We start from the raw sequence: 20,217 nt of genomic DNA, 5'->3' as shown, positions 1-20,217 counted from the left end.
GCCGGCACCGCCCGATGCGCTTTGGCTCTGGTAGATGCCGACCTTGGTCGGCACAACCCTCCTGGCTTGACCCTATCCCCCGCCGTGACCAAGATGCGCCATCGCCGCTGACGGATCACCGCGATGTACCGCACGCTCGCTGCTGCATTGCTCTGCGCCCTGTTTGCCACCCCGTTCGCCTCGGCGCGTGACGTCCCTGCCGGCCTTTCTTCCCGGCTCGACACCCAATTGCAGAGCAACCGCGAACGCTACGGCATCGCCGGCCAGGTGGTATTGGTCGCACACAACGGCAACGTGCTGTACGAGGGCGCCAGTGGTGAACGCGACCCGGCCACCCACGCGCCCGCCACCGTCGATACCATCTTCGCCGCGCAGTCGATGGCCAAGCTGCTGACCAGCACGCTGGTGATGCAGCTGGTGGACCAAGGCAAGGTGGATCTGGATGCCCCCGCCAGTCGTTATGTGCCGGCGCTGCCGTCCACGTGGCACGCCATCCACGTGCGTGACTTCCTCAACCACAGCTCTGGCATCGGCGAATACTACGACCGCGTGGACAACCGCTGGGTGAGCAAGGGCTACACCGGCGTAGCACCGGACCTTGCCGCCGCACTGAAGGTCGCTGGTTCGGCACCGATGCAGTTCGCCACCGGTAGCCGCGTGCAGTACACGCAGGCGAACTACCTGGTGCTCACCGCATTGCTGGAAACCCATTACGGCAAGCCCTATCCGGCCATTGCACGCGAACGCATCCTGCAGCCGCTGAGGATGACCAGCACCTCGTGGGGAGCAGCCAGCGTGCCGGCACAGCGCGCGGCAGTGCCGTACATCGGCAAGGACGGCCAGCTGCAGCCGGCCAATGAAGATCCATGGCCGCACTACGGTTGGGGCCATGCCGATCTGCAGACCACCGTGGGCGACATGAACCGTTTCCTGCAGGCGCTGGCGACCGGCAAGCTGGTGCGCACGGCCACGCTGGAAGCGCTGTGGCAGCCACAGACACTGACCGGCGGCGGCAGCAACTTCTTCTCCACCGGCTGGGATACGACCCGCAGCGATGGCTACACACAGGTCGGCCACGACGGTGGCACCCGCGTGCGTGCGCGGCTGGCCTACAAGGGCACGCTGGCCAGCGGCTACTGGGTGTTCGTGTACCTGACCAATGGCAGCGCCCGCAATGCCTGGTCGAGCACGCTGGTGGAAAGCACGATGGCAGTGGCTGCGCCAGGAGATTTTCCGCATGCAGCACTCTCCGAACGTTTGATCGGCTATGCCTTGACCGGTGACAGCGGCAGTGAAAGCAGCCTGCGTGCGTGGCTGAGCGAGAACAGTGGCATTGCATCCAACGAACTGGAGCGGGCCATCAATGCAACCGGCTACGCGATCCGCAACAATCTGGGCAACCGGCCCGCGCTCAAGGTCTTCGCCCTCAATACGGCCCTGTATCCCACCTCGGCCAATGCCTGGGACAGCCTTGCCGAATGCCATGCTGCGCTCGGTAACGCTGAGATGGCCAAAACGCTATACGCCAAATCAAAAGCACTGGTGAAATCCGCTTTGTAGAGTCGAGCCTCTTCTACTGGAATTTGCTGTGAGGCACACCGGAAAACCAATCGGAAGGCTCGACTGAACAATGGCGAGCACGTCGGAGAAAAATGCATGGGACGCAGGCGCAACAGTCTTCTGGATGTCATGGCCGCATGGCCGTGGTACATCAACGCAGCGGTGGGCGGGCTCGGCTTCGCCACTCTGCGCTGGTTGTTACCGGCGTGGCGCCAACCTGTCACTGCCGCCACTGGCGACATCCTCCTTCAGATTCTTGCCCAACCGGTATTTGCCTGGGCCTGGTTGGCGATCTGCATGCTTGCCACCTTGCTTTCCTTGGCTGGCGCCTATAAGCGACGCCAGCTGCTGGATACCCGAACCGGGTTGGAAAGCCTGGCCACGACGGGCTGGCGCAACTTCGAGCTTCTTGTCGGCGAAGCCTTCCGGCGCCAAGGCTATGCAGTCGAAGAAACCGGACTGGGCGGCGCGGACGGTGGCATCGACCTGATCCTGCGACGCAACGGCAAGCGCACGCTGGTGCAATGCAAGCAATGGCGACGGCAGCAGGTAGGCGTGACGGTCGTGCGCGAGCTTTACGGGCTGCTCGCGCACCACAAGGCGGACGCCGCAATGGTTGTCAGCTCGGGCAGGTTCAGCCGTGATGCCCAAGCCTTCGTGGCGGGCAAACCCGTCGCATTGGTGCCCGGCGCCGAGCTACTGCGGATGATCCGCGAAGTGCAGACTCGGCCGATCACCGAACCGTTGGAACGGCTGGAGCCAACCCTGGCAACGCCCACGGAAGCCGCAACTGCCGCAACCTGCCGGAAGTGCGCTGCGCCGCTGGTTGAGCGCAAGAACCGGACTACCGGCGAGTTGTTCATGGGATGTAGCCGATTCCCGGCCTGCCGGGGATGACGTACCGCGTCTGACCTGTTAACTTTCGCGCCTGTTTTGTGGTTTACAGACTCTCCGCATGCCCTTCCTGCCGTATCGCCCCGCCCCCTCCTTGCTGTCGCTGGCCATCCTGCTTGGCCTTTCCACCACCGCCCACGCCGCCCCACAGGCCACCACGCTGGACGCGGTGCAGGTCACTGCCGCCGATGCCAGCGCGCAGGCGCGCGAGGCGCTGAAGCGCGTGCCGGGCGCCAGCAACGTGATCGACGTGGCCAAGGCGGACAGCCGCCTGTCCAGCAGCGCCGACGTGTTGGCCTACCAGCCCGGCATCAGCGCGCAGTCGCCGGGCAACGAAGGCACCAAGGTGTCGATCCGCGGCTCGGGCATCAACCGCGGCCCGGGTGCACACGCTTCCGGCATCGCGGTGTCGATCGACGGCCTTCCACTGACCGGCCCGGGCGGCACACCTTACGAACTGCTGGAACCGTTGTGGCTGTCGCGCGTGGAAGTGCTGCGCGGTGCCAACGGCTTCGAACGCGGCGCGCTGGCACTGGGCGGAGCCATCGACTACATCAGCCGCAGCGGTCGCGACTCGGCGGGCGTGCAGCTGCACTACGAAGCCGGCAGCCGCGGCTACCAGAAGCGCGGGATCAGCTGGGGCGGCGTCAGCGGCGATGTCGATTACTTCCTGGCCTATACCGATACCGAATTCGATGGCTACCAGCGCCATGCGGCCGGCGATGGCAAGGGCGCGATGGCCAACATCGGCTGGCAGATCACCCCCGATCTGCAGACCCGCTTCTTCGTGCGCTACCGCGAAACCAACCACGAGACACCCGGGCGCCTGACCCGCGAGCAGATCCGCAATGATCCGCGCACGGCGAACGCGGCCAACCTGGCCATCGATGCGCGCCGTCCGCAGCCGGGCAGCACCTGGGTGGGCAATCTCACAACCCTGCAGATCGACGAGGATTCCTCACTGCAGGCCGGGCTGGTCTATCACAAATACCCGATGGACTTGAACGAGAGCCTGTACCGCCAGCAGCTGGACTACGCCAACCTCAATGCCACGCTGGACTACCGTCGCCGGCACACGCTGTTCGGTTTGGACAGCGAGACCACCATCGGGCTGCGCATTACCCACGACCTGGATGCCGATGTGCGCGAGTCGCTGCGCTTTGCCAACAACGGTTATGCCGCCGGCACCCGCACGCGCGACTTCCGCCACCACGGCACCGACAGCACGCTGCACATCGGCAACAACCTGGCCGTGAATGATCGCCTGCGCGTACAGACCGGTTTTGCGCTGATCAACACCCGCCGCGATGTGCAGGTCACGTGGCCGAGCAGCGGCGGCCGCCTGCGCGACCACGACTGGGACTACGCGCCGCGGCTGGGCTTCACTTGGCAGCAGACGCCGCAGACGCAGTGGTTCGGCAACCTCAGCCGCTCAGTGGAAGCGCCGCACCCGTGGTCGATGATCTGGGGCTCGAACCAGTACTTCGGCGCGGGCAATGGTCCTTCCACCGGCCGCCAGCGTGCGCCGGTGCCGATGCAGAACCAGACCGCCACCACGCTGGAACTGGGTGCACGCGGTGAAGCGGCCCTGGGCCGCTGGGAACTGACCGGCTACTACGCGCACGTGAACCACGAGCTGCTGAGCGTGGAACTGCAGCCGGTGCCGAACCTGTTCATCGCTGAGAACAACGCCAGCCCCACCGTGCACCGTGGCATCGAGGCCGGGTTGGACAGCACCTTGTGGCAGGCTGCACCGGGCCGTCTGTCGTTGCGCCAGGCGTATACCTTCAGCGACTTCCGCTACCGCCACGATGCACGTTTTGGCAGCAACCGCCTGCCCGGCCTGCCGCGCCACGCTTACCAGGCCGAACTGCGCTTCGACCACGCCTCGGGCCTGTATGCCGCACTGAACACCGAGTACGCCTCACGCATCGCGGTGGACTACGCCAACAGCTATTGGGCGGACAGCCACGTCATCTTCGGTAGTCGCATTGGTTACGACGCACCGGGCGGCCGCTGGCAGCTGTGGGCGGAGATGCGCAACATCGCTGACCGCCATTACGCCGCCACCGTCACCCCAGGTTACAACGATGCCGGCAAGGACGTGGCGCGCTCGACGCCCGGCGAAGGCCGCGGCGTGTATGCAGGCGTGCGCTGGCGCTTCGACTGATTCACAAGGGGAGCGCCGGGCATCGCCCGGCGCCCCATGGATCATGCAATGCGCCAGGACGGCAGGCGCTCGCTGCGCCGCCAGACAGTGGGCGCGAAACCCATCATCAACAGCCCTGCCAGCCACTTCGGCGACGTGCTGAGCAGTGTAGAGGCCAACGCGGCATCCAGCGGAGCGGCGTCCTCCTGCCACGGGTTATAGCCCAGGTAGATGATGCTGCCCGCCCACCACAGCAGGGCCACCCCGATGCCCACCAGCAGCAGGGCCATCGTGCGGCAGGTCCAGCGCTGCGAAGTCGTCCCCCATTCGCGGGAAATGGCCACCAGCAGGCCGACCACCAGCAGCGACACCAAGGCCACCAGGCCGATGTCGACCTTGTGCCCGATGCGTTCATAGGTGCAGGCGCGGCACTGGGCTTCTTCGGCGGCCGCATCTGTTGTAGGCGGGGTGGCCGTAGGCCCGGACTGGGCCAGCACCGCGAAGGGCATCAGCAGGGCGAACATCGCCACCATCAGCCAACGAACGAACTTCCTGTTCCTGCGTGCAGCGACATCCATGCGCTTCTCCTTGCGTGTGATTGATATTAAACGTCGTGGCAGATCCTGTTACAACGCCTTGAATACCTGCATCAGGCTGACCGCATCCGGCTCCAACTGCTGCGCAAGCCAGCCCAGCCCGGCGAAAAACACCAGCAGGCCCAGCAGCGGCCAGATCGTATGGGACAGGCACAGCCGCCACCACCCCTGCACCTGCATGCCCTGCATCCGCTTGTACAGACCCCCGGCGATGGCCGCATCCACCAGCAGCTCGGCCATCAGCACCGGCGCCGACCAGACCACCCAGGCACTGGCCACGAGCACTGTAGCCACCAGCGCGATGACGCCGAGAATGGCCAGCAACGGCAGGCCTGCGTCGCCGTCGGCCACGTCCAGCAACGATGCGCTGTCGGCGCTCGCGCTGGAGGACGCTGCGGCTTCACCCCAGGAAGCGGACGTGCCACCACCGCCGGAATGCCCGCCGCTGCCGGTCCACGGCGATGCCTGGCTGTCACCGCCGCCGGGCGCGGAGCCCAACCCATCGGCCACTGCATCCCAGCGCCACCGGATCCAGACCCACATCAGCAGCAGGAACACGCCATAGGCGATCAGCACGGCCAGCGGATAGCGCAGCAGCATCGCGTCCATGCCTGCCAGGCGCAGCACGTGCGAGGCGAGGAACCCGGCGGCACCGGTCAGCACGACAATCACGGCCATCTGCAGCCGCGGCCAGCCACGATGCTGCAGCTGCCGACGTGCACGCATCGCTTCGCTGCTGCGGCTGCCCGGCATTGAAAAAGGCTGGCGTCCGTGCTTCATGCCGCCGCCTTGGTCACCGCCTCGATGCGATGACCATCTGGATCGATCACGAACGCAGCGTAGTAACGCTCGCCGTAGTCCGGGCGCAGACCGGCAGGTCCGTTGTCCTGGCCTCCGGTTGCCAAGGCCGCATGATGGAACCGATCAACGGCGTCGCGCGAGGTTGCCGCCAGCGCCAGATGGAAGCCAGGTCCCGGCGCAACCGCATCGTCGCGCAGCTTCAGGCACAACAGGTCTTCATCCTCGACCAGGCCATAACCGATCGCAGTGTCGTCTTCGAAAACGCGGCGGTAACCGAGTGCTGCAAGAACGGCATCGTAAAAGCGACCTGCACGCTCGAGATCGCGGACACCCAACGAGAGGTGGTGCAGCATGCAGACATCCTTGCCAGGCACGCGCGGGCTGCGCTGGCCGGATTCTACCCTGCCGTGGCGCCGCGTCTACAGGTCACGTCCCGTCCAGTTCCCGCCGGATCCACGGCAACCGCAGTCCGGTGTGGATCCTATATTCTGGGCAGTCACGGAACGGATCGGCTCCTGCATGCAAGCGTCCCAGTTCACCCGCCCTGTTGCCATCGTCATGTTCCTGCCGATGATCGGCCTGGCAGGCTGGGGGTCGTGGTTCGCGACCTACTGCATGAGTGACGGCTGCCTGGGCGTGTTTGCGCTTTGGCTTGGCGCAATGGCGGCCTTGTTCCTGCAGGCCCTGCTGGTCTTGCCTCTGCATGCCTGGGCACTGAAACGGCAAGGGGCCGATGCGGCCAGCCGCTATGTACGCTGGCTGGTGGCATCCAGTATCGCTGTGATGGTGCCCATGTTTGCCGGGTGGGTCTACATGTTCTTCAAGTAGTCCGCGCGCCGCTCAGGCAGGCGGTGCGGCTGCCTTCAACAGCTGCGCAGCCACCTGGTCGAACGGGGCGATGTCCTGCAGTGCGCGGCTCATCGCCACTGCGCCTTCCACACTGGCAATCACCAGGCTGGCCAGGCCGGTCGCCTCGGCAGGCGCGTGCCCATCGGCGACGAACGCCTCAGCCAGGTGCCCCTGCCAGCGGGCAAACACCTCGGCGGCCGCCGCACGTGGCTGGCTCGGCAGGGCCTCCACCGGCTCCTCGACGGCTGCCGCCAGCACCGGGCAGCCGGCACGAAAACCGGTGCGCAGCAGGCGCTCGCGCCACAGCGCCAGGAACTGCTGCAACCCCTGCACCGCGCCGCCCTTCAGCAGTTCGATCAGCAGCGCCTCCACCTTGTCGCCGGCCATCGTGGTGGCCCGTGCCAACAACTCCTGCTTGCCGCCCGGGAAGTGGTGATACGTGGACCCCAGCGGCGCATCAGCCAGTTTGGTCACTTCGCGGATGCTGGTCGCGTTGAGGCCCACCCGCGCGAGCATCTGCGCTGCGGCATCGATCACACGCTGGGGGGCATCGGACGATCGCGGGCTCACGGCCGGCTCCTTGCTAAGACAGTCGTCATAGATTAGCGTATCGCCCGTTCTATAACAGTCGTCATAATCATGAATCTCTGGTTCCGCCTGCTCCACCTGCTGCTGTGCAGCCTGTTCCGGCCGAAGCTGGAGGCCCCGTTCGGCGTCTCCCGCCTGCAGTTCCGGGTGCTGCCCAACGACCTGGACAGCAACCTGCACATGACCAACGGCCGCTACTGGAACATCTTCGACCTGGGCCGGCTGGACCTGATCCTGCGCATGGGCCTGGGCAAGGTGGCGCTGCGTGAGAAGTGGGCGCCGATTGTTGGCGCCGGCACCATCCAGTTCCGGCGCGAGCTGAAGCCGTTCCAGCGCTTCACCCTGGAAACGCGACTGGTCGGCTGGGTCGGCACACGCGGCATCATGGAGCAGCGCGTACTGATCGGCCCGGAGCAGAAAACCGCCACACGTGCACTGCTGATCACCGGCATCTACGACCGCCGCGCACGTCAGTTCGTCGGCATGCCACAGATGATGGAATCGATCGGCGTGGTTGCTCCGCCCTCGCCGGCCCTGAGTGCGGCAGCCGAGGCGCTGCTGGCAGCCGATCTGGCGTTGAAGCAGGACCATGATTGACCCCTGCCACGCGGATCAGGGGGCAGACGCCTCCACCATCATGGGGGTCACGAAGGTGATCTGCGTGCGGCCACCCACATGCAGCACATACTCGAAGGTCTGCCGCATCTGGCTGTACGCGCCACCTTCGGGCGCGCCATAGTTGGCGCCGACGCTCACGGTGTGCCGACCTGGCGTCAGTGGCTTGAGCATCAGCCAGTAGCCGTCGGCCGCAGCCAATCTCGAGTCGTCGTCATCCGGATCCATGCGGAAGCAACCTTCGCTCTTCACCCGGTGCAGGCGCATGTCACCCAACGGCTGCCCGTCCAGCAGCACCACAGCGCTGACAAGATGGTCGTTGTTGATCGCCGCGCCGGCCTGCAGCTCCTCGCAGGAGACGTCTTCTCCGGTCTGGTAGCTGGCCATGTTGATGATGGGCAGCAACAGGTGCCTGCCTTCGGGCACCACGCACTGCCTGCGTGGCTGGAAGCGGCCATTGGTTCCTGCCAGGTTCCAGACCGGTCCCTCCTGGCCCAGTTCGCACAGGCGACCATCGGGATCCAGGTAAGGCGCAACCCTCTGCTCGTCAGCCCAGCGCCACCAACGCGCGGTCCATTCGCTCAGGGAAATGCCGGCCACCGCCTCACGTGTGACCGGAGACGCTGCAGGCGCGGCAAGGGCGCTCGCCTGACCTGCAAACATCAGTACCGTGGCCACGCCGGCCAAGCGCAGCCTGCTGCCGATTCCGTTCTGCATTCCCTGCCTCGTCGTCCCTGGCGGCCACCGTGCGCGGCCGGCTCGGTGGACACTCTATCGCAGCGGCGCCGCGTCCGTTGGTGATGCGCTTCTGTGAGTGGCTTCTGGCGGAACTGGCGATAGGGTAGTGCCGGCCGCTGGCCGGCAATCCGTTCGGCACGCAGATCGAGGTTGCCGGCCAGCGGCCGGCACTACTCCAATCTCAGCGCTTGGGCGCGTTCGCCTGCGCGCGCTTGATCGCCGCCTCGGCCAGCGGTGCCATCAGCGCATAACCCTTCGCCGTCGGATGCACGCCATCGGTTGCCAACTGCGCATCCAGTCCGCCGGCACGGTTGGCCATCGGCGTGTGGTAGTCCAGATAGACCAGCCCGCGCGCATCGGCCTGCCGCTTCAACGCAGCATTCAATGCACGCACCTTGGGCGCAGGTGCTATGCCCGGGATCCACGGGTACTCGCTAACCGGCAACACCGACGCCAGCACCACCGCAATGCCATGCGCTTTGGCCAGATCCAGCATGGCCCGCAGGTTGTCCTCGATCATCGCCTGCGTGGTCGGGCCGGTGTTCCCGGCGATGTCATTGGTGCCGGCCAGGATCACCACCACATTCGGGCGCAGCGCCAGCACATCCTGCGAAAAGCGCACCAGCATCTGTGCGGTGGTCTGCCCGCTGATGCCGCGATTGAGGTAACCCTTGCCGGGGAAGAACGTGCTGCTGCCTTCCTTGCCCCAACCTTCGGTGATCGAATCGCCGAAGAACACCACATGTGACTGGCCGGCCCGTGGCGCGGGCAAAGCAGCATTGGCTGCGCGGTACTTCTGCAGCTGCGGCCAATCGGACAGACGCTGCTGCATGAAGCGCACTTCGTCTGGCTGCACCTGCTCCACTGGCTTGGTCAGCAATGGATTGCTGGCCGCCTGCACCAACACTGGCGTGGCCAGCCCCGCCATGAGCGATCCGGCCAGCAGCCAGGCCAGTGAAGTCCTCCTGCGCATGAGCATCCTCCGTTGTCGACCGGGGCAGTCTAGCGCGGCCTGCCAATGGTCACTTGGCCGATGCAGCCGCCCTTGCCGCCACACCCGTCACCTTCGCCGGCATCCACATGCCCGGCGTCCAGCCACTGGCCTGCAGGATCGCTTTGGCGTCCTTCTGCTGGATCAGCGCGCGCACGGCATCGCGCTTGTTGCCGGCCTGCAGGTAATACGCCTTGGCGATGCGGTAGCCCACCCAGTAACCCAGATCGTAGGGCTCCTGCGAACCCGGCGTGTAGTTGTACAGCCAGGGCGTCAGATCGGTGCTGTCCACGTCCAGCGCGAAGGCACTTTCGATATGCACTTCCCTGCCCCGCGTCCAACCGGCATGCCGCCCGTTGCCAACGTTGCCGGAAATCAGCTCGGCGATGAACTCGGCGATCCCCTCGCCCAGCGACTCGCGGAGCACCGTCGCCCGCGGGTCGCCTGCTTCGTACTCGCTCACGCCGGTCTGCTGGATATGCACGTACTCATGCGCGATCACGTGCACGAAGCGGTCCTGCGCGTTGGCGTTCATGAAATCGGCCGCGCACAGTGCTTCCAGGCCGATCACCACGCCATCGGGGTACGTCATGCCCACCGGCTTGCCGCGCCCCACCACGATCGCCACCGGCGGAAACTTCGCCTGCGGATAGATCGCCTGCAGATTGGCGAACACCTGCACCAGTCGCTGCCGCACCGCCGGCAACTCCGCCAGGCAGGCCCGTCCATTGGCGTACAGCGCAGGGTCGCGCGCCATCGCTTCGGCCATGCGCTGGGCGGTCACCCGGCGCAGCTTGGCGAACTGGGCCAGGCTCGGCGTGCCCTGTGCCAGGTACTGCTCAAGCTGGGCCACGCTGGGCTTGCCGCCAGCGGCCTCGTACAGCGCGTAGAAACGGGTGGCATCAGCGGTCAGGATTTCCGGTCCCGGCGCGGCCGCCTGGGCAGTGCCGATCACCCCGCCGAGGGCCAGGACAAGCAGGCAACGCAATGACACGAACATGGCTCCGTCCTTGGTGGAGTGCACGCGAAGCGCGCAATCTACCACCGCGTCGGCGCATGCGCTGCCGTATCGTGCAACGCACTCTGCGGCTGTGCCAGACTCGTGCCGACCGGCTGCCAGGGAAGCGAGGGGAATACAGGATGATGATCGTTCCAGCGTACTGGGCCGAAGCCCGTTTGCAGGACAGGTACAGGGGCCGCCCGCTGGTGGTACGCCGGTTCGGCTGGTCCGACGACGACCAGGATGCCGCGCAGGCCCATGCCGATGCTCGTGCGCGCGAAGCGCTCGATGCCATCCTCAGTGGCCAGTCCGTGCCGCGTCGCGAGCGACGGACCAACTACGGTGTGGAAGGCATCCCGATCCGCGAGCAGATCGTGCAGCGCAGCGATGACGTCATCGTTACCCGCAACAGCTACGGCGCGCTGTGCCTGAACACCCCGGACGTACTGTTTGCGGATATCGACCACGTGTCCACTCCGTCAGGCTGCGCATTGCCGCTGCTCGGTGCGCTGGGGCTGCTGGCGGCCGGTGCGCTGATCGGCGGTGCGCTGGGCAACTTCAACATCGGCCTGACGGCCGGCGGCATCGCGATGGTGGTGGTCAACCAGGTCCTGTCGTGGCGGCGCAATCGACGGCTGGCCCGGTCCGGCGGCGTCGAGGGCATCGCACTGCAGCGCGTGCAGGCATTCGTCGAGCACCACCCCGACTGGCACCTGCGCGCTTACCGCACCCCGGCCGGGCTGCGCATACTGGCGATGCATGCCACGTTCGAACCACAGGATGCGCAGGTGCATGCCTTCTTCAAGGCATTGGGCACCGACACGTTGTATGCACGCATGTGCACGCTGCAGCATTGCTTCCGTGCGCGGCTGACACCCAAACCGTGGCGGCTTGGCATCATCGCGCACATCCGTCCGCCGGTGGCGGCCTGGTCGGCCGAGCAGGCCAGCAACCCCGACCGCCTGGCGTGGATCGCCGAGTACGAAAGAGAAAGCGCCGGCTTCGCGGCATGCGCCTATGTCCGCAGTTTCGGAGATGAGCGCCGCGTGGATGCCAAGGCCGAACGCGTGCGCGACCTGCATGATCGAATGTCGCGTGCGCTGGAGAACCTGCCGCTGGGCTGAGTGCCGTCGTGCTCAGCGGCCGCCCTGCACGAAGGGTTGGCCCGCCAGCGTGGTTCCCACCTGCAGAGCGACCTGCTGCCCATCCTTGGCGAAAGTGCTGCTGCAATTGTTGCCGCCCTTCTGGCAGCCCACTTCCGGGAAACCGTCCAACACTTCGGGCGCATCGCGTGGCGGGCTGGCCTGCCATCCTGCGGCATCAAGAAGGCGCTTGGCCTTGCTGTAGGGCATGCCGGCAGTGATGCCCAACGCTGCCAGCTCGGCCGGCAGCGGCTGGGCGAATGCAGTGCCCGGGACAACGGACATCGACAGCGATACGGCGAGGATGAAGGCCTTCATGGAGCGAACCCGTAGCGGACATCAGATGCGCAGCGTACCGCAGCTTTGTGGCCGATCCATGCCTGCATCACAGATGGTTACGCAACACCCACGGGGGGATACCTGGACTGGACGCCTGAAGCAGAAAGGCCGCCCCGGAGGGCGGCCTTGCCGGATTACTTCGCGTTCTTCACGTAGGTGTCGAACCAATTCAGCATTTCCGACACCAGCTGCTCGTTCGATTCCAGCGCGGTGTACCAGTGCGGCTCGTTGGGCAGCATCACCAGGCGGGTGGTACCACCATTGCCGCGGATCGCCTGGTACAGCTTGCGCGACTGGAACGGCTCGGTGCCCGGGTTGGCGTCGTCCTCGCCGTGGACCAGCAGCAGCGGCAGCTTGATCTTGTCGGCGTAGAAGAACGGCGAGGCCTTCAGGTACACATCCTGCGCCTGCCATACCGAGCGACGCTCGTTCTGGAAGCCGAACGGGGTGAAGGTCTTGTTGTACGAGCCACTGGTCGCCACGCCGGCCTTGAACAGGTTGGTGTGGGCGATCAGGTTGGCGGTCATCAGGCCACCATGGCTGTGGCCGGTCACGCCGATACGGTTGCGGTCGACCACGCCCAGCTCCACGGCCTTGTCCACCGCCGCCTTGGCGTCGGCTTCCAGCTGTTCCAGATAGGTGTCGTAGGCGTTCTTCGGGTCACCCACGATCGGGAACGAGGCGTTGTCGATGATCGCGTAGCCGGCCAGCAGCATCAGGCGGTACGGCTGCAGACGGGTGAACGTCTGCTGCGAACCGGAGACCTGGCCGGCCTGCGCGGCATTGGCGAAGTCGGCCGGGTAGGCATACAGGATCGCCGGCACGCGCTGGCCTTCCTTGTAGCCCGGCGGCGTGTACAGGGTGAACGACAGGTCCACGCCATCGGCGCGCTTGTAGGTCACCAGGCGCTTCTGGATCTGCCGCACTTCCGGGCTCGGGTCGACCAGCTTGGTCAACGCAGCAGGCTTGGACTGGAACTGTGCCTCGCCGGCCTTGGCATCGTTGATGCGCTCACCGAGCAGACGCACGAACGCGTTCGGCGGGTCCATCACCGACTGGTGCCAGGTCAGGAAGCGACCCGGTGTATTGCTGAACCCCAGGAACTGTTCGTACGCATCGGCATCACTGCGGAACAGGCGTTCGCTCTTCAACGTAGCCAGATCGAGCGCATCCAGGAACGGACGGTCGCCCTGCGGCGACGCCCCCTGCCCGCGCAGGAACACGGTGTTGCCCTCTTGGCGCACCACCGGCGCACCGCTGGGCAGGCGCTTGAACACCAGGTTGCCCGGGTTGCCGTACAGCTCATCGCTGGACATGTCCCACAGCAGGCGACCTTCCTTCTTCGGCTGGTCCACATCGACGATGCGGGCCTGCATCCAGTGGCGGTTCTCGTCGTTCTCGAACTGGAACGACACGGCCGGGTCGGCCGACCACGCAAAGCCCTCGAAGCGCTGTGCAGTGCGGGCGATTTCCACCGGCTTGCCGGTGAACGGGGCCTTCAGCATCAGCACGCGATCGCGATGCGGCACGCTCACCTTCCAGTCGCCCTTGTCCAGCGCTTCGGCATAGACCAGGGTGGCCGGATCGGTGGAGCGCCAGTCGTAACCCCGCGGGCCTTCCGGCACACCGTGTACCGGCACGCGATCGGCCAGCGGCAGGCTGGCCAGAGCCGTATTGCGGCCATTGGCCAGGTCCAGCACCGCCACATCATTGGCGAAACGCTGGTAGGTCACCGCATGCGAGAACGGCGCCTTCAGGGTTTCGGTCAGCACATGCACGCCATCGGGCGCGGCGTTGACGTCGTTGTACAGCGCCGGCTGGCCAACCGGGCGCACGCTGCCGGCAGCGGCATCGACCACCGCCAGCTGCGAGGCACCGTAATAGGCGAACAGCTTTTCATCGTGCACGCTGGTCAGCGTGTCACGCGCTTCATAGGTGCTGCTCTCGCCACTGCTGCCCAGCGACTCCTGCGCGTCCGGACCAGTGGGCGTACCACCGTTGGACGGCGCCGGCCCCTGGTTGGCCGGCACCAGCTTCACCAGCAGGTTCTGGCTGCCGCCCAGCCACTGCACCGTGCTGCCGAAGATGGGGTTCAACTGCACGTTCGGCACCTGCTTCACCTGGCCGGTGGCGGCGTCGCCGACCCACAGCTGCACGCTGGTATCGACGGCATTCTGGAAGGCGAAACGGCTGCCATCGGCCGACCACTGTGCGCCACCTGCGCACCCCTGCGGCAGGTTCACCTTGGTGCTCTTGCCGCTGACGATCTCGACCAGGGTGAAGTCGGCCACACAGGCCGGAATGCCATAGCCGCCCGGGGTGTCGTGGCGGCTGCGGTTCTTAGGTTCCAAGCGCACGCCAGCCAGCTTCAGGTACGGCTGGGCCACACGGGTGATGGACGGATAGGTCTGTGCGGTGGTCAGCAGCAGGCGCTGGCCGCTGGGGTCGATGTTCGGTGCCGGCGGCGGCGGCGCCTTGAGCACCTTGAGCAGGTGTTCCGGCGGCTTGGCGTAGTCGGCAAAGGCCGGGCCGGCGGCCAGCAGGCCGAGCGTGGCAACGGCAACGGCCGCCGCCAGAGAGGTACGACGGATGAGCATCCTTTTCCCCTGGGGTGTGAGTTGGGTACCCGCACGGCGGGCATGGGCCGAATCTAACACCCCCTGCCCACCGGGAAATGGGCCGGAAGGGCTAGTCGCCCCATCCTGCAAAGCGTGGCCCTGCCTGGCCCGGCCCCTCTCTGGATGCCCTTCGCCTACTGCCGCGCGTGCAGTTCCCAGGTGGACAGATAATCGGGATCGATCACCGTCACCCCGCTGGACCGCAACTGGTACTCGCCCGGTGCGGCCGGCAGGTACTGGTCCAGCATGGGCGGTAGGTAGCGCTCATGGCCGTCATCGCCATCGGCCAGCACCAGCCCTTCTTCGGCACTGACCCGCAGCACGGTGCCGGCAAACTGCTCCAGCCCCTGCACCTGGCCATCGCCACCAAAACGGGTAACGCCCACCAGCACCAGCTTGCCAATCATCTGCGCGGCCTTGGCATCATCCAGATCCAGGGGCGGCAGGGCTCCTCTCGATTCGTTGCTCATCGTGCACCTCGGAAGCCTGCGTGGACATCGTGGACGAGATGCGCGCCCAGTGCTGCGAACGAAGCAGCGCCATGGGGCGACTCGCATGCATGTAGTGGCTCTGCGCACTGCGGGATGCAGAGCCACCATCGGTGCTCAACTCACGGAAGAATTCTGTCTGAGGCTGCATGAACCGCAGCAACGTCTTCAGCATGTCTGCCAACACCAGCGCACGCTGCCTGCGCGACAGGCTGGTTGCTGATGCGGTAGGTATACGCGTGAACAGGACTGTGCATCGCGGGCCTCCTTGCCGAGGGGAGTGGCCTCGCAGGACCACGTTCAACGCTGCGCAAATGTGCCGGAAACAAGCTGGCGGGTGTCGGTCGCGGGAAAACGGCAGGGAGGCCTGCAATTCAAGGCCACGCCAGTGCTTGATCGACTCACGGCTGGATGCTGCCACCTCTCACGGAATGAGGAAGTGAAGAAAATTCCATGGCATGCAGAGCCCACTGCGCGCCGCCAGGGAGAGCCCGGCGCTGGCAACTCCGCTTGCAGCAAACACCTGAGGTCCGAAGCGCCCGGTCCCGGTGCCAGCAATCGTCAATCCCATTTAACCTGTGATTCACCTGGCCCACTTTAGGGTCAGCGCTCAACATGCAGGGAACGCTTATGCTTGGGTACGCATTCACACGGCCGTGGACAATCGTCCTAAGTGCGGCCTCGCTCTGCGCCTGCGCACACGCGACTGACCATTCGTCGACTTCTCAAGGACCCGCTACCATGGCATCGACTGCCTCCGACGCCGCAACGCCGTCTGCGCTCACCGCAGACCAACTCCTGTTACGTCTGCTGGATCTGATCAAGGACACCACCTCCACCCGTGAACTGACCCTTGAACGGGTATCGCAGGCCATGCAGGCGCCCGCGCAGAATTTCGGCCCGGGGCACTTCGGCTACGGCGGCACGCTGACGCCGGAATGGAGCTACGGCCTGGAAATCAAGACGGCTGGCACCGCCGATACGCGCCTGGATCTCAATTTCATCGACACCACCGCCGAGCGCAAAGCCAACGCATCGGCGATCTGCCAGGTCGACTTCGATCAGTTCGCCTCGGGTCTGCAGGCTGCGGGCTTCAAGCGTGAAACCATCCGAGGCGAGCACGGCCGCGTCATCCATGACCGTTTCGATCGCCCGAACCTGAGCATCAAGGTCGACACGATGGCTGAGAATCCGACCCCGTCTGGCGAGCCGGCGCATGCCTGCGTCCGCCTTGTCACCGTGCAGTAAGGAGCAGCGCACCATGCCTACGCTTTCAGCGGATACGGAACGCCTGCTGACCGAATTTGCAGGAAAACCCGATGTAACGACCGATCAGGTCGACAACCTTCGCAAGGCCATTGCCAACTCTCCCGCGCTGGCAGCCCAGGTCGACTCGGCCATCGCCGCCGGTCATCTGCAGCGCTTTGAGCTGCTGCCTGCCGACAGCAGTGTGGGCGGCGAGTACGACGGCGGCGCAAAGACGATCAGCCTGCCGGCATCCAGTCTGTCCACACCAGCGGGGGACAGGCACGACGCTGCAGAGCTGACCTTCGTACTGGGCCATGAGCTGCAGCATGGGTTCAATGATGCAGCGACCGAACGGGCCTATAAGCAGTTTGATTCCGATATTGCAGACATTGCTGCACGCGATTCGACTCACGACTACACCCAGGCCATCGGCACCCTGCTCGCAGCCAACCGGCGCGACGAGGCATCGGCGAACATCGAGGGCTGGAATGCGCTGGTCGGCATGGTCAAGACCGCCAAACCGGACGCCACGCTGGAAGATCTCTACAAAGCAAGTACCCGTGCAGAGGAGTTCGTGCGCGTGCAGCCCGGCCCGCCGATGACCTATGCCGCGCATCCGGACCTGACGCTCAATGCAGACCTGAGCATGACCGCCACTGCCGCCAACATCGAGGGCATGGGCAAGCACTACTACGACGAAGGTGTGTCGTCGCGGCTGGGTCCCAACGGCAATTCGGATTACCAGAACTACTACGCCACCGATGCCATCGGCCGCGCCTGCAAGGAAGAAGCCAAGAACCCCGCACCCGATGGCATCAGCCGGATGTCGGTGAACATGGCACAGCTCGGCCTGCAGGAAAGCCTGCTGGAACAGAACGGTCTCTCTCTGGGTAAAGGCACGCCACCACGGCAGCCCTACTTCGATACCAGCACCTCGCCGTCCACGCTGCACTATTTCGACCACACCGAGGGCACCTACGCCCACGTGCCCATCACTGCACAGGCAACCACACCCGTGCCGACCGAAGCGCAGGCTGCGCCGTTGGCGGGTGGCAACGACCGTGCCCTGCACGATCAGATTCGCGGCAAGGTGGCAGAGCTGGATGCTGCCAACGGCCGCAGCTTCGACGCCTCCAGTGAACGACTGAGCGCAAGCCTGCTGGTACTGGCCCGCGAGAACGGCCTGGACCGCGTGGATCATGTGGTGCTCAGCCGGCAGGCAGGCGATGTCGCTGCGGCGCAGAACGTGTTCGTGGTGAAGGGCGCGCTGGATGATCCTGCGTCGCTGCGTGCATCGGCAGCCACGGCCGAAGCCGCGCAGCGGCCGGTGCAGGAAAGCCTGGACAGCCTCGCTATCGTCAACCAGCGCCAGGCCGACCACGCCTCGCAGGAACAGACGCGCCAGCAGGTGCAGGAACAGCAGCGCAGCGCGTTGTCGCACTGAGGTCAGGGACAGCGCCGGGCACCACCCGGCGCAACCCAAGCATGGGCCACGCTAGAATGCCCCCATGCGTACCGTCCATGCCCTCCGCTATATAACCCCCTTGCGGGAAGGTGGCTCGCTGCCTGCCGTGGTCGAGACCGACGACGACGGTATGGCGGTGCTCAAGTTCCGTGGCGCTGGCCAGGGGCCCAAGGCGCTGATCGCCGAGCTGATCGCAGGCGAGATGGCACGCGCGGTGGGCCTGCCGATTCCGGAGATCCTGTTCGTCGAGCTGGACAGCGAGTTCGCGCGGACCGAGCCGGACCCGGAGATCCAGGACCTGATCCGCGCCAGCGAAGGCCTGAACCTGGGCCTGGATTACCTGCCCGGCGCGATCAATTACGATCCGGCGGCGATGCCGGTGGACGCCGACCTGGCCTCGCGCATCGTCTGGTTTGATGCATTCACCAGCAACGTCGATCGCACCACGCGCAATCCGAACCTGATGGTCTGGCACCGCAAGCTGTACCTGATCGACCACGGTGCGGCGATGTACTTCCATCACGACTGGGCCAACGCCGGCGATGCCTGCGAGAAGCCGTTCGTGTTGATCCGTGACCACGTGCTGCTGTCATTCGCCAGCCGCATCGCCGAGGTGGATGCCGAGCTGGCCGCGCGCCTGCCGGATACGGAGATCGAGCGCATCGTCGGCCTGGTGCCGGACAGCTGGCTGGTCGATGAGCCGGCCTTCGACAGCCCCCAGGCTTACCGGCAGGGCTACATCAACTACCTGAAGCATCGCCTGAAGGTGCGTGCGGTGTTCGTGCAGGAGGCCATCCGTGCCCACGCTGCAGACGTATGACTATGCCGTCATCCGCGTGGTACCGCGGGTGGAGCGCGAGGAGTTCATCAACGTCGGCGTGATCGTATCCTGCCCGGGTGCACGGCACCTGGAAGCGGCAATCGAGATCGATGCCGCGCGCCTGCACGCCTTCGCGCCGGCGCTGGATATTGAAGCGCTGCAGCCGTGGCTGGATGCCATCGTGGCGATCTGCCGGGGCGATGCCGGCGCCGGCCCGATCGCGCAGCTGCCTGCGCGCGCGCGCTTCCATTTCCTGACCGCCAAGCGCAGCTCGGTGGTGCAGATGTCCAGCACACACGTAGGCCGCACGGCGGACCCGGCGGGCGTGGTCGAACACCTGATGGCAAAGATGGTTCGGGTACCTGCCTAGCGCACTACTTGCCACTGCCCCAGCGTGCAGTCATTTCGCTGCGGATCGGCGTGCGCTCGGTATTGCTGTCCGTTGCCGTGAAGCGCATCGCCTTGACCGCATTCAACGCCCAGCCACTGAAGGCCGTCGACGGCTTGGCCTCCACCACCTTTACGTCATACGTACGGCCGCGCTTGTTGACCGAATAGGCCACGGTCACCTCCTCCGCAAACGGCACACGGCCGGGGTCGACATTGAGTTGTGGGCGGAAGGTGCCCTCCACCGGCTTCCAGTACGTCAGCGCTTCGGCCTGCGGCAGCTGCAGCGGCTCGGGAGATGCGGCGGCGGCGACCTGGCTCAGTGCCAGGGCAAGCGTGATGGCAGCAACGCGGAGCAGCATCGGGGGCATGGTTGTCATTCCTTGTACGCCAGTGGTTGGTTGCAAGCGTACGCCATCAAGGGCCTTTGCGGTTCACCGCAACGGTTACCGTGAAGTAGGGAATCGCGCTCCACTGCGTGCGCGGATGATGCAGCGATTCCACGCCCATGCCGATCTGGTACTTCACGCTGCCCGGCTGCTCATGCCAGAAATAAGGCGCGCCGCTGCTCCAGCCACAACATACATACGTCAATGACGGCATGCCAAAGGTCTGCTGCAGATAGGCTTCGATCTTCGCCGCCGAGGCACCGCTGACGCGATACCGCGCTTCCATCGGCTGGATGTAGGAATCGTCGTCCTGCGTGCAGCCTAGGTATTCCAGCTCGGCTGGTTTGCGTCCCATCGCCTGCAGGAAATCCTGGCAGACGGTGTCGGGGCGAGCCAGGCCTTCGGAGCGGCCGTGCAGTTCCCACTCTGCAAGCGCGGCGTCGGGACGCTGTGCCTGTGCCGTGCCGGCAAGAAGTAAAGCCATGCACAGCGATGACCATTGCAGTCCAATCAGGCCCCTCTTGCCGCTCTGCTGTCGGT

At 65.6% G+C, this 20,217-nt stretch carries 22 protein-coding genes; 10 read left to right on the top strand and 12 right to left on the bottom strand.

Features of this window, described 5'->3' with window-relative positions; genetic code table 11:
• Nucleotides 1-123 precede the first annotated feature (123 nt).
• From M2299_RS02655 to M2299_RS02645, 3 genes are all read left to right on the top strand, one after another.
• On the top strand, nt 124-1,560 hold the full coding sequence (locus M2299_RS02655; RefSeq protein ID WP_100436550.1) for a serine hydrolase domain-containing protein: 1,437 nt from the start codon (nt 124-126) through the stop codon (nt 1,558-1,560).
• Nucleotides 1,561-1,656: 96 nt separating this feature from the next.
• Nucleotides 1,657-2,457, top strand: a complete 801-nt coding sequence (locus M2299_RS02650) for a restriction endonuclease (protein WP_223486020.1) — start codon at nt 1,657-1,659, stop codon at nt 2,455-2,457.
• Nucleotides 2,458-2,515: 58 nt separating this feature from the next.
• Entirely contained in the window at nt 2,516-4,624 is a 2,109-nt protein-coding gene (locus tag M2299_RS02645; RefSeq protein WP_280883793.1) for a TonB-dependent receptor, read from the top strand.
• Nucleotides 4,625-4,665: 41 nt separating this feature from the next.
• Here the strand turns inward: M2299_RS02645 and M2299_RS02640 are convergent, their stop codons facing one another.
• From M2299_RS02640 to M2299_RS02630, 3 genes are read right to left on the bottom strand one after another with little or no spacing between them, the layout of a single operon-like run.
• Nucleotides 4,666-5,181: a hypothetical protein gene (locus tag M2299_RS02640; protein ID WP_099842970.1), complete on the bottom strand. Its 516-nt coding sequence runs from the start codon at nt 5,179-5,181 to the stop codon at nt 4,666-4,668.
• A 48-nt stretch (nt 5,182-5,229) separates the two neighbouring features.
• Nucleotides 5,230-5,979, bottom strand: coding sequence for a hypothetical protein (locus tag M2299_RS02635; RefSeq protein ID WP_280883792.1), 750 nt, complete (start codon nt 5,977-5,979; stop codon nt 5,230-5,232).
• Entirely contained in the window at nt 5,976-6,353 is a 378-nt protein-coding gene (locus M2299_RS02630) for a VOC family protein (protein ID WP_080148476.1), read from the bottom strand. The genes M2299_RS02635 and M2299_RS02630 overlap by 4 nt, the downstream gene beginning before the upstream one ends.
• Between M2299_RS02630 and M2299_RS02625 the strand changes: the two genes are divergently transcribed.
• A complete protein-coding gene (locus tag M2299_RS02625) occupies nt 6,352-6,828 on the top strand; it encodes a hypothetical protein (protein WP_280883791.1) in 477 nt (158 codons plus the stop codon). The two genes, M2299_RS02630 and M2299_RS02625, sit on opposite strands and share 2 nt — an antisense overlap.
• Before the next feature lie 12 nt (nt 6,829-6,840).
• Here M2299_RS02625 and M2299_RS02620 read toward each other — a convergent pair whose 3' ends face one another.
• Nucleotides 6,841-7,419, bottom strand: a complete 579-nt coding sequence (locus tag M2299_RS02620; RefSeq protein WP_099784701.1) for a TetR/AcrR family transcriptional regulator — start codon at nt 7,417-7,419, stop codon at nt 6,841-6,843.
• Between the two features lie 69 nt (nt 7,420-7,488).
• On the opposite strand from M2299_RS02620, the gene M2299_RS02615 reads away from it, so the two are divergent.
• The gene (locus M2299_RS02615) at nt 7,489-8,034 is read left to right on the top strand and encodes a thioesterase family protein (RefSeq protein ID WP_080148474.1); all 546 of its coding nucleotides are present in this window, start codon (nt 7,489-7,491) and stop codon (nt 8,032-8,034) included.
• 15 nt (nt 8,035-8,049) lie between these two features.
• On the opposite strand, the gene M2299_RS02610 is transcribed toward M2299_RS02615, so the two are convergent.
• From M2299_RS02610 to M2299_RS02600, 3 genes are all read right to left on the bottom strand, one after another.
• Entirely contained in the window at nt 8,050-8,769 is a 720-nt protein-coding gene (locus M2299_RS02610; protein WP_280883790.1) for a hypothetical protein, read from the bottom strand.
• 202 nt (nt 8,770-8,971) lie between these two features.
• Nucleotides 8,972-9,718 (bottom strand): SGNH/GDSL hydrolase family protein, encoded by a 747-nt coding sequence (locus tag M2299_RS02605; RefSeq protein WP_280883908.1) that lies wholly within the window; start codon nt 9,716-9,718, stop codon nt 8,972-8,974.
• A gap of 94 nt (nt 9,719-9,812) precedes the next feature.
• Nucleotides 9,813-10,781 carry a DUF2268 domain-containing putative Zn-dependent protease gene (locus M2299_RS02600; RefSeq protein WP_280883789.1) on the bottom strand — a complete coding sequence of 323 codons (969 nt, stop codon included), beginning with the start codon at nt 10,779-10,781 and terminating at the stop codon, nt 9,813-9,815.
• 140 nt (nt 10,782-10,921) lie between these two features.
• Here M2299_RS02600 and M2299_RS02595 point away from each other — a divergent pair, with 140 nt between their 5' ends.
• Complete coding sequence (locus tag M2299_RS02595; protein WP_280883788.1) at nt 10,922-11,905, top strand: hypothetical protein; 984 nt, start codon at nt 10,922-10,924, stop codon at nt 11,903-11,905.
• Nucleotides 11,906-11,917: 12 nt separating this feature from the next.
• On the opposite strand, the gene M2299_RS02590 is transcribed toward M2299_RS02595, so the two are convergent.
• The 3 genes from M2299_RS02590 to M2299_RS02580 form a co-directional block, all read right to left on the bottom strand.
• On the bottom strand, nt 11,918-12,241 hold the full coding sequence (locus tag M2299_RS02590; RefSeq protein WP_100436557.1) for a hypothetical protein: 324 nt from the start codon (nt 12,239-12,241) through the stop codon (nt 11,918-11,920).
• Between the two features lie 155 nt (nt 12,242-12,396).
• Nucleotides 12,397-14,859, bottom strand: a complete 2,463-nt coding sequence (locus tag M2299_RS02585) for a prolyl oligopeptidase family serine peptidase (protein WP_280883787.1) — start codon at nt 14,857-14,859, stop codon at nt 12,397-12,399.
• A 155-nt stretch (nt 14,860-15,014) separates the two neighbouring features.
• Complete coding sequence (locus tag M2299_RS02580; RefSeq protein WP_025876944.1) at nt 15,015-15,350, bottom strand: hypothetical protein; 336 nt, start codon at nt 15,348-15,350, stop codon at nt 15,015-15,017.
• A gap of 759 nt (nt 15,351-16,109) precedes the next feature.
• On the opposite strand from M2299_RS02580, the gene M2299_RS02575 reads away from it, so the two are divergent.
• The 4 genes from M2299_RS02575 to M2299_RS02560 all read left to right on the top strand — a co-directional run bounded on the left by M2299_RS02575 (nt 16,110) and on the right by M2299_RS02560 (nt 19,271).
• On the top strand, nt 16,110-16,616 hold the full coding sequence (locus M2299_RS02575) for a hypothetical protein (protein WP_223486038.1): 507 nt from the start codon (nt 16,110-16,112) through the stop codon (nt 16,614-16,616).
• Nucleotides 16,617-16,629: 13 nt separating this feature from the next.
• The gene (locus tag M2299_RS02570; RefSeq protein ID WP_033831487.1) at nt 16,630-18,060 is read left to right on the top strand and encodes an XVIPCD domain-containing protein; all 1,431 of its coding nucleotides are present in this window, start codon (nt 16,630-16,632) and stop codon (nt 18,058-18,060) included.
• A 64-nt stretch (nt 18,061-18,124) separates the two neighbouring features.
• Nucleotides 18,125-18,901, top strand: coding sequence for a HipA family kinase (locus M2299_RS02565; RefSeq protein WP_280883786.1), 777 nt, complete (start codon nt 18,125-18,127; stop codon nt 18,899-18,901).
• A complete protein-coding gene (locus M2299_RS02560) occupies nt 18,879-19,271 on the top strand; it encodes a DUF3037 domain-containing protein (protein WP_280883785.1) in 393 nt (130 codons plus the stop codon). Before M2299_RS02565 ends, M2299_RS02560 begins: the two co-directional genes overlap by 23 nt.
• 4 nt (nt 19,272-19,275) lie before the next feature.
• On the opposite strand, the gene M2299_RS02555 is transcribed toward M2299_RS02560, so the two are convergent.
• Together M2299_RS02555 and M2299_RS02550 are read right to left on the bottom strand one after the other, a co-directional pair.
• Nucleotides 19,276-19,659, bottom strand: coding sequence for an energy transducer TonB (locus M2299_RS02555; protein ID WP_165780902.1), 384 nt, complete (start codon nt 19,657-19,659; stop codon nt 19,276-19,278).
• Between the two features lie 46 nt (nt 19,660-19,705).
• Nucleotides 19,706-20,161, bottom strand: coding sequence for a DUF4952 domain-containing protein (locus M2299_RS02550; RefSeq protein WP_099844358.1), 456 nt, complete (start codon nt 20,159-20,161; stop codon nt 19,706-19,708).
• Between the last annotated feature and the right edge of the window lie 56 nt (nt 20,162-20,217).

This window comes from Stenotrophomonas sp. 1278, assembly GCF_029892765.1.
Taxonomy (GTDB): domain Bacteria; phylum Pseudomonadota; class Gammaproteobacteria; order Xanthomonadales; family Xanthomonadaceae; genus Stenotrophomonas; species Stenotrophomonas indicatrix.
This window is presented reverse-complemented; position numbering and strand designations above follow the sequence as displayed.

Coding starts and splice junctions, on each gene's coding strand:
- M2299_RS02550 (WP_099844358.1), bottom strand. CDS start 20,161: ATGGCTTTACTTCTTGCCGGCACGGCACAGGCACAGCGTCCCGACGCC.
- M2299_RS02580 (WP_025876944.1), bottom strand. CDS start 15,350: ATGAGCAACGAATCGAGAGGAGCCCTGCCGCCCCTGGATCTGGATGAT.
- M2299_RS02615 (WP_080148474.1), top strand. CDS start 7,489: ATGAATCTCTGGTTCCGCCTGCTCCACCTGCTGCTGTGCAGCCTGTTC.
- M2299_RS02655 (WP_100436550.1), top strand. CDS start 124: ATGTACCGCACGCTCGCTGCTGCATTGCTCTGCGCCCTGTTTGCCACC.
- M2299_RS02650 (WP_223486020.1), top strand. CDS start 1,657: ATGGGACGCAGGCGCAACAGTCTTCTGGATGTCATGGCCGCATGGCCG.
- M2299_RS02600 (WP_280883789.1), bottom strand. CDS start 10,781: ATGTTCGTGTCATTGCGTTGCCTGCTTGTCCTGGCCCTCGGCGGGGTG.
- M2299_RS02575 (WP_223486038.1), top strand. CDS start 16,110: ATGGCATCGACTGCCTCCGACGCCGCAACGCCGTCTGCGCTCACCGCA.
- M2299_RS02590 (WP_100436557.1), bottom strand. CDS start 12,241: ATGAAGGCCTTCATCCTCGCCGTATCGCTGTCGATGTCCGTTGTCCCG.
- M2299_RS02640 (WP_099842970.1), bottom strand. CDS start 5,181: ATGGATGTCGCTGCACGCAGGAACAGGAAGTTCGTTCGTTGGCTGATG.
- M2299_RS02625 (WP_280883791.1), top strand. CDS start 6,352: ATGCAGACATCCTTGCCAGGCACGCGCGGGCTGCGCTGGCCGGATTCT.
- M2299_RS02635 (WP_280883792.1), bottom strand. CDS start 5,979: ATGAAGCACGGACGCCAGCCTTTTTCAATGCCGGGCAGCCGCAGCAGC.
- M2299_RS02570 (WP_033831487.1), top strand. CDS start 16,630: ATGCCTACGCTTTCAGCGGATACGGAACGCCTGCTGACCGAATTTGCA.
- M2299_RS02555 (WP_165780902.1), bottom strand. CDS start 19,659: ATGCCCCCGATGCTGCTCCGCGTTGCTGCCATCACGCTTGCCCTGGCA.
- M2299_RS02595 (WP_280883788.1), top strand. CDS start 10,922: ATGATGATCGTTCCAGCGTACTGGGCCGAAGCCCGTTTGCAGGACAGG.
- M2299_RS02630 (WP_080148476.1), bottom strand. CDS start 6,353: ATGCTGCACCACCTCTCGTTGGGTGTCCGCGATCTCGAGCGTGCAGGT.
- M2299_RS02610 (WP_280883790.1), bottom strand. CDS start 8,769: ATGCAGAACGGAATCGGCAGCAGGCTGCGCTTGGCCGGCGTGGCCACG.
- M2299_RS02565 (WP_280883786.1), top strand. CDS start 18,125: ATGCGTACCGTCCATGCCCTCCGCTATATAACCCCCTTGCGGGAAGGT.
- M2299_RS02585 (WP_280883787.1), bottom strand. CDS start 14,859: ATGCTCATCCGTCGTACCTCTCTGGCGGCGGCCGTTGCCGTTGCCACG.
- M2299_RS02605 (WP_280883908.1), bottom strand. CDS start 9,718: ATGGCGGGGCTGGCCACGCCAGTGTTGGTGCAGGCGGCCAGCAATCCA.
- M2299_RS02645 (WP_280883793.1), top strand. CDS start 2,516: ATGCCCTTCCTGCCGTATCGCCCCGCCCCCTCCTTGCTGTCGCTGGCC.